The organism is Aeromonas sp. TW 6, from assembly GCF_013168745.1.
Lineage (GTDB): Bacteria > Pseudomonadota > Gammaproteobacteria > Enterobacterales > Aeromonadaceae > Aeromonas > Aeromonas caviae.
The window spans coordinates 1-9,613 of the sequence record NZ_JABERS010000076.1 but is presented as its reverse complement, the minus strand read 5'-3'; the positions used below and the strand labels follow the sequence as shown (position 1 = coordinate 9,613).

Here is a 9,613-nt window from a genome sequence, read left to right as displayed (position 1 = left end):
GTGAGTGCCCACACAGATTGCTTGATTCAAATTGTTAAAGAGCGACGCAGCTTTTGGCTGCTGCGGGAGTGGCATTCTACTCAACCGCCTTCTCGAGTCAAGCCTTATTTTCAAAGGCTTTTCGAGGTTATCGACGAGGCTGTTTGCGTTGCCGCTTGCCCTGTCGATGGAGGCGCATTATAGAGACATAGATCACATTGGCAAGCCTTCATCGCAATAAAATTGCAAAAAAATGCTAATTCTTAGTTATTCATATCAAAACACAGTTTTTATACAGACTTACCCACAGGACAAGCCCGAAAAGGGCTCATTATACACCCTATTACCTCCCGTTCCCCTCTGCCCGTCTCCTGTTCGAAGGGTTGCTGACCATATCAATCCATATATAAAGGAAGAGAATCGCAAAGTGATGCTCAGACCAGTCCTGCCTCAGCAACCCAGGCAGCGATCAGCTCGGCTGCCGCCATGGAGCGGCAACCCGATATATTCTGCCCGGCCCAGAGTGGCGAGAAACCGCGGTCTCCCGCCTTTTCGGCTGCGGCACGCAACGGAGCCAATGCGCCGCTGGCATACGGGAAGTCTGGCGGCAGCACCGAAAGGGGGCCGAGTTCCCGCATCAAGCGGTTGACTATCCCTCGCGCCGGACGGCCGCTGAACAGATTGGTCAGTGCGGTGTGTTGGCCATGCCTCCCCTGCAGCGCCGCACGGTGCAGGGACGAGGTCGTCGCCTCGTGGCAACAGAGGAACGCCGTTCCCATCTGGACTGCGCTCGCCCCCATAGCAAGGGCGGCTCTGATGCCCTTTCCATCCACGATACCTCCTGCAGCGATGACAGGCAGATCCACTGCCGCCACTACCTGTGGCAGAAGGGTAAAGGAGCCCTGCTGCAAGCTGAGATCCTCACTCAGGAAGTGGCCGCGATGGCCACCCGCCTCCAGCCCCTGGGCGATGACGGCATCGGCTCCGTGGTCAGCAAGCCACTGTGCTTCTGCCACCGTGGTGGCGCTGGCAAACACTTTTGCGCCTGTGGCTTTTACCTGGGCAAGCAATTCAGGCTCGGGCAAGCCGAAGTGGAAGCTGACCACGGCAGGTTTGAACTCTGCAAGCAGGGCCGCATGCTCGTCATTGAAGGGGGCCCGAGCGGGAGCACGCGACGGTGCAGCGGCATCCACCCCGAACTCGGTGTAATAGGGTGACAGTACCTGGCGCCAGCGCTGCTCCGCAGCCGGTTCCGGCTCGTGCTGCCGATGGCAAAAGAAGTTGATGTTGTATGGGCCCGGCCCGCTGGCGGCGAGGCGGCTCAGCTCCTGGCGCAGCTCGGCACCACTCAGCATGGCGGCAGGCAGGGAGCCCAGTGCCCCCGCACTGGTCGCCGCCATCGCCAGGGCGCTGTCCTGCACGCCCGCCATGGGGGCCTGAATGATGGGATAGCGCATCCCCAGTTCGGCAAAGAGCGTCATATGACAGTTTCCTGTTTCTGATGGTCAGTCTGATTGTGCGCCAGAGGCGGGTTGAGTCGGCAGAGCGCACCTGACGTGCTGACACGTCGTCTGGCGATATCGCCTGTCCAGTTCCCGGCCAGACATCCTGTCTTGGCTTTCATCCATCAGGCCCCTTGAGGTTCATTGCACATCGGGCCCGCGAAGGGCCCGAACGTGAGGTGTCAGCGCACGCTGCGCAGCAGGAAGTCCGGCTGACCACAGGAGCGTCGCTCCCGCTTCTGCATCTCGTCGGAGCAGGGGACGGCATCCGTTCCCTGCTTGTTGATGCAGATGTAGATCTCCCGCAGGAAGCGGCCCCCATCAGCGCAGGCCACCGTGATGTTATCGGGGGCCAGCCACTCGTTGGCGCTCGCCAGATCGGCCTTGAGCTGGAAGCTGTTTTTTCTCAGCGGCTCTTCCGGCGATTGATAGGCGGCCGGGATCTTCACCTTCTGGCGCAGATCGCTGGCCAATTGGTGAAATGCCTCCTGGCTCAGCCCGGAACAGGTGCCGTGCTTCTCCCATTCATGACGATAGAGGAAGCGGCTGGGGTAGAGCCCGGCAAACTGCTGCTCCATGTCCGCATCCAGCCGCTCGCGGGTGCAGCTGGCGGGGTAGCCGCGCTGATACTGGGGCCAGAGCCCATGCAGCACGAACCCCAGCTTGCGGGCGCACTGCTCCCGATCCCCTGGCTTGATGGCGCAATGCTCGGGCGACCAGGAGAGAGCCATGGCGTAATAGTCAAACTCCCCCGCATAGCCTTTGCCCTGGGCGGCGGAGATCCACAACAGCGACCCCACCAGCCATACCATGACCTGCTTCATCCCTCGTTCCCCCTCATCTCTTTGCACCCGGTGGCGCCCCATTTTACGCCCTCATGCTCCCATAACAGGGAGTCAAAGAACAATCGCTCGAAATGGCCTTACTCACTGTGGGTCAGACCAGTAAAAGGTTTCCCCTGCCGGATCAGAGGCGTAAGCTGGCTCTCCGGCGGGCCTTCATGACGCGCCACGTTTCCCCGATTTCATCAGCAACAGGACGTAACATGATCCGCAAGAATCCCTCAGGTCACCTGCCCGTTATCGACGAATCCGCCTATATCGACAAGACCGCCATCATCTGTGGCAAGGTGATCATCAAGGAGAACGTGTTTGTCGGCCCCTATGCCGTGATCCGCGCAGACGAAGTGGACGAGAGCGGTGACATGGAACCCATCGTCATCGGCGCCAACTCCAACATTCAGGATGGCGTCGTCATCCACTCCAAATCCGGCGCTGCCGTCACCATCGGCGAGTTCAGCTCCATCGCCCACCGCAGCATCGTCCACGGCCCCTGCGAAGTGGGTAACCGGGTCTTCATCGGCTTCAACAGCGTGCTGTTCAACTGCCACATCGGCGAAGGGTCCGTGGTGCGCCACAACTCCGTGGTCGATGGCTGCGATATTCCCCCCGGCTTCTATGTCCCCTCCACCACCCGCATCAACCAGCAGAGCGATCTGGCGCAGATCCCGCGCGTCACCGTGGACGCCACCGAGTTCTCCGAGGATGTGGCTCACACCAACATCGACCTGGTCAGGGGTTACAAGGCGCTCTCCAACGAGTTTTGATCCGGCGAGCGGTTCACGACACACAACGGGCGCCACGGCGCCCGTTGTCACAACTGTAAAGAGGGCGAAAAGAGGGTGTAAAGGTGGTTGAGCCGGGCGCACGCGTCGCGTTTGATGGGGGCGTTCCCATCAATGGAGTCATCATCATGTCACGCTATCCTGTCGCCCTTGCCCTGCTGCTGGGCACCACGCTCCTTCATGCCGGCGAGATGCCGCCCCCGATAGGCGCCCGCCAGGGAGGCCCCATGACACCGCCCCCCTCCGTGCTCTATCACGCCAGCAAGCAGGGTGCGGATCCCCAGGCCCTGGTCCAGGCGCTGTCCAAAAACATTGATGCCGCCAAGCCGGATACCCGCTACGAGGTCACGGTCAGCGTGCGCGAACTGCCGCCCCAGCCACTCAAACCCCAGCCCGCCGGTGCGCCGCTCAAGGGGCAGTGAGATGAGTCTGCACCGCCCTTCACTCTGGCTGCTTGCCATGGCCATCGCCCTGCCCGCCATGGCGGGCCCGGGCAACATGGGCAGACCGGGCGGATGGGAGAGCCCTGCCCCGCAGTACGGCCATGGGGCTGGCCCCGGCTTCGGCCACCGCGTCGACAGGCTGCCGGGAGGGGTGGAAACCCTGCTGCTGGCCGGGCTCACCTACTATGTGCTCGACGGCATCTTCTACCGTCGGCAGGAGAACCACTATGTGGTGGTCTCCCCGCCTCCTCAGGTCCTGGTGGTGGCAGAGACAGGGCTCATCCCCCTGGATCTGGATGGCCGCCGCTATTACGTCAGGGAGGGTCACTACTACCTGCGAGAAATAGACGGGCGCTACACCGAGGTGCCGCCGCCAGCGGCGCTGCGCTGAATCGCACGGTGGAACAGATACGAGCAGGGGGCCTTGGCCCCCTCTTTCATTACCGGAGTGTTTACCCCACTCGGGTCTGAGCCGCGTACCTCAGGACGGGTCATGCAGGGGCAGCGTCATGGTCACTCTCAGCCCCCCCTGTGCGCGATTGCGCGCCTGGATGGTACCGCCCTGTAGAATCACCGCCTTGCGGGCGATGGCGAGCCCGAGCCCGTAGCCCTTGCCCATGCGGGGTGAGCCGATGCGCACGAAGGGATCGAAGATCCCCGCCAGCTTCCCCTCCTCCACCCCGGGCCCCCGATCGGCGATGGAGAGCTGCACCTCCTGACCCAGGCGCAGCAAGCGAACACTCACCGTCTGGCCCGACTGCGAGAAGCGCAGGGCATTGCGCACCACGTTCTCCACGGCGCGGCGCACCAGCTCCGCATGCCCCAGCAGGAGGCAACCCTCCCCCAGCGCCGCCTCGAGCCCTATCTCGACCCCGGATTGCTGGGCTTCGAACCTGGCATCCTGGACAACCGTCTCCACCAGCGCCAGCAGGTCGTAGTGGCTCTGCTCAAGCCCGTGGCCCTGCTCGGCACGGGAGAGGGTCAGCAGCTCCCCTATCATCCTGTCCATCCGCTCCGTCTCGAGCCGGATCCGCGCCAGGGCGTCGCTTGCCTTCTCCGGGCGCTGCTCCGCCAGGCCAATGGCCATCTGGATGCGGGCCAGGGGGGATCGCAGCTCGTGGGAGACGTCGTGGAGCAGCTGCTCACGCCCCTCGACCAGCTGCTGCAGCCGCTCCACCATGAGATCGAACTCCTGCGCCACCTCCGTCAGCTCGTCCCGACGCCAGCGCAGGGCGGGCCACAGCCGCACCCCCAGATCCCCCCTGGCTACCCGATCGAAGCTGCGCCGCAAGGCGTTCATGGGCCGGGTCAGGTGCCAGGCGAACAGAATGCTGAACAAGAGTCCCCCCAGGCCGCCAATCCAGAGCATGGGCGGGGGAATGTTGAGCCAGGAGAGGGGGCCGAGGGCCGGCCCGCCGGGGAGGATACGCGGGTCCGCTCTGGTCTGCAGCAGATAGGTCTGCCCGTCGCTGGCAATCACTGTGCGTGTCAGCACGGTGCCCGGGCCAGGTTCCCCGGAGGCTGGCAGCCTGGATGCCCGGGGCGCTGGCCGGGGAGGCGCATCGGAGACATCGAGGAGTGTTATCTGCAGCAACGGCGGCGACATGGCCTGACTCAATGCCGTCGCAGCCTCGATCCCCCCCTTTGCCAGCACAGCTGCCGCCATCTCCAGATGCTGGCTCGCCAACTGCTGGGCCTGGTGCTCTTCCGGGGAAGCACGCTCGGCACGAAAACCGAGCCAGAGCAGTTGGCTGACCAGCACGATGGCCAGCCAGAACCCCAGCAGAATCTTCCAGAACAAACGTCCCTTGAGGATCACCGTATCTTGTACCCTATGCTGCGCACCGTCTCTATGGTGACGGCCTCCCCCGCCTTCTGCTGCAGTTTCTGCCTCAGGTTGCAGATGTGCACATCGACGCTGCGATCATAGGCCTCCCGCGGGCGCCCTACCCCTTGCAGGGAGAGGGTGTCCTTGGTGACCACCTGCTCCGGTGCTCGCACCAGCAACACCAGCATGTTGAACTCGGTGGCGGTCAGCTCCAGCGGCTCCCCCTGCCAGAGACAGACCCGGTTGGCCGGGGTGACCGTCAGATCCCCCAGGATGAGGGCATCCGGCGAGGGGGTTGCGCTCCCCCCCTCGTTGACCCGCCGCAGAACGGCCCGCAGCCGGGCCACCAGCTCCCTGGGGTAGCAGGGTTTGGGCACATAGTCATCGGCCCCCATCTCCAGTCCCACCACTCGATCCACGTTGTCCCCCTTGGCGGTCAGCATGATGATCGGCAGGCGGCTGCGCTGGCGCACCTGGCGCAGCACCTCGGTGCCGCTCAAGTCGGGCAGCATCACATCCAGCAGCAGGGCGCTGTAACGGCCGGAGAGGGCATGGTGAACACCTTCCCCTCCGGTCAGCACCTGGGTGGTATCAAACCCCTCTCCCCCCAGGTATTCACTCAACATGGCGCCCAGTTCGGCATCGTCATCCACCAGCAGGATCTTCATATGCGGTCTCCCTTGTCGGCGGCCATTTTCGCCGCTTGCCACGCACTTGGCAGCCATTTTTACGAAACCCTTACGCTTGGCGCAAAGAGCCTTAACCCGGCTCTGGGGTAGAGTGCCGCCGTGATCGTCATTCAGGATACAGGTTGTCATGCCCACGTTCTCCCCTCGTCTCTTCTGGCTGCTGCCCCTGTGCGCCCTCGCCCTGTTGCTGGCCTGGCGCCCCCAGGCCAAGGCACCCGCCAGCGACTACATCACCGCCAGTGCCGAGACCCGGGATCTGGAGCAGCTCATCATGGCGGACGGCACCCTGAAGGCGCGCAAGCAGGTGAGCGTGGGCGCCCAGGTGTCGGGCCAGATCAAGAAACTGCACGTGACTCTGGGGCAGGAGGTCAAACAGGGGGAGCTGCTGGTCGAGATCGACGATCTGCCCCAGCAGAACGCCCTCAAGGATGCCCTGGCCCAGCGCGACAACCTCCAGGCCCAGCTGGATTCCAAAGAGGCCACCCTTCGCAATGCTCGCCTCGCATACCAGCGCCAGCGGCAGATCGTCGCAAGAGGTCTTGGCAGCACGGCCGACCATGACAGCGCCAAGGCGACCCTGGACGAGACCCTGGCCGATATCCGGGCCCTCAACGCCCAGCGGGTGCAGGCCGAGATCGCGGTGGACACAGCCCGGGTCAACCTGGGGTATACCCGGATCCTGGCCCCCCTCTCCGGTACCGTGGTGGCCATGCCGGTGGAGGAGGGGCAGACCCTCAACGCCAGCCAGAGCACCCCTACCCTGCTCAAGATTGCCCAGCTCGACACCATGACGGTGGAGGCCAGGATCTCCGAGGCCGACGTCATCAACGTCCGGGTCGGCATGCCGGTCTATTTCACCATTCTTGGCAACAGCCAGCGCCGCTTCGAGGGATCCCTGCGGGCCATCGAGCCCGCCCCCGACACCATCAATGACGACGACACCACCAGCAGCAGCGACAGCAGCGCCATCTATTATCACGGCCTGTTCGAGGTGCCCAACCAGGATGGTCAGCTCAGGATCAGCATGACGGCCCAGGTCTATCTGGTGGTCGCCCGGCTCAAAGATGCGCTGGTGATCCCGGCCATCGCCCTGCAGGGGGATCAGGTCAGGGTGATCGACGACGGAGGCCGGATCAGCCTGCGCCGGGTCAAGGTCGGCCTGAACAACAAGGTGGATGCCCAGATCCTGTCGGGCCTGAGCACCGGTGAGCGGGTCATCGTCAGCGAAGTGAACGCAGGCCAGAGCAACGCCGCCGGGGGCATGCCGCCCCCCATGGGGATGTGACCATGGGCGCCTTGTTGCAACTGCGCGGCATCCACCGCCACTTCGGAGAGGGTGAGCGCACCGTCACCGTGCTCGATGGCATCGATCTGGCGATCGCCCGTGGAGAGATGGTGGCCATCGTCGGCGCTTCGGGCTCCGGCAAATCCACCCTGATGAACCTGCTGGGCTGCCTGGATCAGCCGAGCGAGGGGGCCTATCTGGTGGCCGGGCGCGATACTGCCACCCTCAGCCGGGACGAGCTCGCCGCCCTGCGCCGGGAGCACTTCGGCTTCATTTTCCAGCGTTATCACCTGCTGGCGGATCTCGATGCCCGCACCAATGTGGAAGTGCCCGCCCTCTACGCCGGTCTGGATCCGGCCGAGCGACGCCAGCGGGCCGAGGCCCTGCTGACCCGCTTCGGCCTCGCCAGCCGGCTCGAACACAAGCCAAGCCAGCTCTCCGGCGGCCAGCAGCAGCGGGTCAGCATCGCCCGGGCCCTCATCAACGGCGGCGAGGTGATCCTGGCCGACGAGCCGACCGGGGCCCTCGACAGCCAGAGCGGCGCCGAGGTGATGGCGAGCCTTCAAGCTCTGCATCGCCAGGGCCACACCCTGGTGATCGTCACCCACGACATGGACATCGCCCGCCACGCCGAGCGGATCATCGAACTGAAAGATGGCCGGGTGATCGCCGATCGCCGCACGCGCGAGCCACAGGCCCTTCCCCAGGCGACCCAGGCCGCCACCAAGACGTCCGCCAGGGGGAAGACCCCGCTGATGGCGGGGCTCGGGAATGCCCTGCAGATGGCCCTCAAGGCCATGGTTGCCCAGCGTCTGCGCACCTTTCTCACCATGCTCGGCATCATCATAGGTATCGCCTCCGTGGTGACTGTGGTGGCCCTCGGGCAGGGCTCCCGGGAGCGAGTGCTGGAGAACATCAACGCCATGGGCACCAGCACCCTGGAGGTGTTCCCCGGCCGCGGCTTCGGGGACATGCGCTCCGCTACCATACAGACGTTGCGGATCGGGGACGCCGAGGCCATCGCCCGGCTGGACTACGTGCACAGCGTCACCCCCAGCCTCAGCACCAGCGCCACCCTGCGCCTTGGCAGCACCGCCGTCTCCGGCACCATCAACGGCGTCGGCGCCCAGTTCTTCCAGGTCAGGGGCTATCGCCTGGCCCAGGGCATGGGCTTTGATCGCCAGAGCGAGGAGAGCCTGGCCCAGGAGGTGGTGATCGACGAGCACACCCGGGACAAGCTGTTCGCCCCGACCCAGTCCCCCCTGGGCCAGGTGATCCTGCTGGGGGATCTGCCCTGCCGGGTGATCGGAGTCGCCATCAAGAACCAGAGCGGCTTTGGCAGCGACGAGACCCTCAACGTCTGGATCCCTCATACCACCGCCATGAGCCGCCTGCTGGGGCAGAGCCATCTGCGCAGCATCAGCGTGCGGGTGCGGGACGAGGTGAGCCTGGACGCCGCCCAGGACGGCATCAGCCGCCTGCTCACCCTGCGCCACGGCAGCCAGGACTTCTTCCTGCTCAACACCGACAGCATCCGCCAGACCATCAGCCAGACCAGCGCCACCCTGACCACGCTGATCGCTCTCATCGCCCTCATTTCCCTGATCGTCGGGGGCATAGGGGTGATGAACATCATGCTGGTCTCGGTCACCGAGCGCACCCGGGAGATAGGGGTGCGGATGGCGGTCGGCGCCCGGACCCGGGACATCCAGCAGCAGTTCCTCATTGAAGCCGTGCTGATCTGCCTGCTGGGGGGCGTGCTCGGCATCGCCCTCTCCCTGGTGCTGGGCCAACTGTTCGACCACTTCAGCAGCGGCGTCCGGATGAGCTACTCCCTTGCCGCCATGGGGGTGGCCTGCCTTTGCGCCAGCCTGATCGGGGTAATATTCGGCTTCGCCCCGGCCCGCCGGGCCGCCAGGCTGGACCCCATCCACGCACTGGAGCGCGAATAGCCCGCATTGACGCCGGGGTGACGCCACTCTCCCCGACACCGGATCGGGGGCCGATGCCCGGCCCCGCCACCAAGCCTGAACGCCCGCACTTCTTCCCTGAATGCGCGGGTTCTTTGACCGGGTCCCGTACCCGGTCTTTTTTTGTTTCCCGCCCGCCATACCCACAAAATAAGCCGCCCGAAGGCGCAATGCTGATCAGTTAAGGATCCATTGACCGATCCTTCTGCTGTAGGACAATCCGGAACCAATCACTGGTTCCGGATTTTTTTATGTCTATTGCAAACGATCTGAACGATGTTGTTGAGGCATCT

At 64.4% G+C, this 9,613-nt stretch carries 10 protein-coding genes; 6 read left to right on the top strand and 4 right to left on the bottom strand.

The genetic code is table 11. The annotated features are described in order from the left end of the window. Positions 1-183, top strand: a 183-nt coding sequence (locus HKD46_RS21230) for a hypothetical protein (RefSeq protein ID WP_221413925.1), incomplete at its 5' end; no start/stop codon positions are given. A gap of 230 nt (positions 184-413) precedes the next feature. Here HKD46_RS21230 and HKD46_RS20520 read toward each other — a convergent pair. Together HKD46_RS20520 and HKD46_RS20515 are read right to left on the bottom strand one after the other, a co-directional pair. Then, a complete protein-coding gene (locus HKD46_RS20520; RefSeq protein ID WP_171865905.1) occupies positions 414-1,460 on the bottom strand; it encodes a nitronate monooxygenase family protein in 1,047 nt (348 codons plus the stop codon). A 203-nt stretch (positions 1,461-1,663) separates the two neighbouring features. Further along, on the bottom strand, positions 1,664-2,305 hold the full coding sequence (locus tag HKD46_RS20515) for a ribonuclease T2 family protein (RefSeq protein ID WP_104455314.1): 642 nt from the start codon (positions 2,303-2,305) through the stop codon (positions 1,664-1,666). 221 nt (positions 2,306-2,526) lie between these two features. On the opposite strand from HKD46_RS20515, the gene HKD46_RS20510 reads away from it, so the two are divergent. The 3 genes from HKD46_RS20510 to HKD46_RS20500 all read left to right on the top strand — a co-directional run bounded on the left by HKD46_RS20510 (position 2,527) and on the right by HKD46_RS20500 (position 3,939). Then, positions 2,527-3,087 carry a carbonate dehydratase gene (locus HKD46_RS20510; protein WP_010672952.1) on the top strand — a complete coding sequence of 187 codons (561 nt, stop codon included), beginning with the start codon at positions 2,527-2,529 and terminating at the stop codon, positions 3,085-3,087. Between the two features lie 146 nt (positions 3,088-3,233). Further along, entirely contained in the window at positions 3,234-3,527 is a 294-nt protein-coding gene (locus tag HKD46_RS20505; RefSeq protein ID WP_103859030.1) for a hypothetical protein, read from the top strand. Between the two features lies 1 nt (position 3,528). Next, positions 3,529-3,939, top strand: coding sequence for a DUF6515 family protein (locus tag HKD46_RS20500; RefSeq protein WP_010672950.1), 411 nt, complete (start codon positions 3,529-3,531; stop codon positions 3,937-3,939). 90 nt (positions 3,940-4,029) lie between these two features. On the opposite strand, the gene HKD46_RS20495 is transcribed toward HKD46_RS20500, so the two are convergent. Both HKD46_RS20495 and HKD46_RS20490 read right to left on the bottom strand, forming a co-directional pair. Next, entirely contained in the window at positions 4,030-5,349 is a 1,320-nt protein-coding gene (locus HKD46_RS20495; RefSeq protein WP_185219332.1) for an ATP-binding protein, read from the bottom strand. A 14-nt stretch (positions 5,350-5,363) separates the two neighbouring features. Next, positions 5,364-6,044, bottom strand: coding sequence for a response regulator transcription factor (locus tag HKD46_RS20490; RefSeq protein ID WP_010672948.1), 681 nt, complete (start codon positions 6,042-6,044; stop codon positions 5,364-5,366). A 148-nt stretch (positions 6,045-6,192) separates the two neighbouring features. Here HKD46_RS20490 and HKD46_RS20485 point away from each other — a divergent pair, with 148 nt between their 5' ends. Both HKD46_RS20485 and HKD46_RS20480 read left to right on the top strand, forming a co-directional pair. Continuing rightward, positions 6,193-7,350 carry an efflux RND transporter periplasmic adaptor subunit gene (locus HKD46_RS20485; protein ID WP_043155334.1) on the top strand — a complete coding sequence of 386 codons (1,158 nt, stop codon included), beginning with the start codon at positions 6,193-6,195 and terminating at the stop codon, positions 7,348-7,350. A 2-nt stretch (positions 7,351-7,352) separates the two neighbouring features. Continuing rightward, positions 7,353-9,302 (top strand): MacB family efflux pump subunit, encoded by a 1,950-nt coding sequence (locus tag HKD46_RS20480; RefSeq protein ID WP_043155337.1) that lies wholly within the window; start codon positions 7,353-7,355, stop codon positions 9,300-9,302. Positions 9,303-9,613: the final 311 nt, after the last annotated feature.

Excerpts from the sequence above, each read along its gene's own strand:
- HKD46_RS20520 (WP_171865905.1), bottom strand. The coding sequence starts at position 1,460 with ATGACGCTCTTTGCCGAACTGGGGATGCGCTATCCCATCATTCAGGCC.
- HKD46_RS20515 (WP_104455314.1), bottom strand. The coding sequence starts at position 2,305 with ATGAAGCAGGTCATGGTATGGCTGGTGGGGTCGCTGTTGTGGATCTCC.
- HKD46_RS20510 (WP_010672952.1), top strand. The coding sequence starts at position 2,527 with ATGATCCGCAAGAATCCCTCAGGTCACCTGCCCGTTATCGACGAATCC.
- HKD46_RS20505 (WP_103859030.1), top strand. The coding sequence starts at position 3,234 with ATGTCACGCTATCCTGTCGCCCTTGCCCTGCTGCTGGGCACCACGCTC.
- HKD46_RS20500 (WP_010672950.1), top strand. The coding sequence starts at position 3,529 with ATGAGTCTGCACCGCCCTTCACTCTGGCTGCTTGCCATGGCCATCGCC.
- HKD46_RS20490 (WP_010672948.1), bottom strand. The coding sequence starts at position 6,044 with ATGAAGATCCTGCTGGTGGATGACGATGCCGAACTGGGCGCCATGTTG.
- HKD46_RS20485 (WP_043155334.1), top strand. The coding sequence starts at position 6,193 with ATGCCCACGTTCTCCCCTCGTCTCTTCTGGCTGCTGCCCCTGTGCGCC.
- HKD46_RS20480 (WP_043155337.1), top strand. The coding sequence starts at position 7,353 with ATGGGCGCCTTGTTGCAACTGCGCGGCATCCACCGCCACTTCGGAGAG.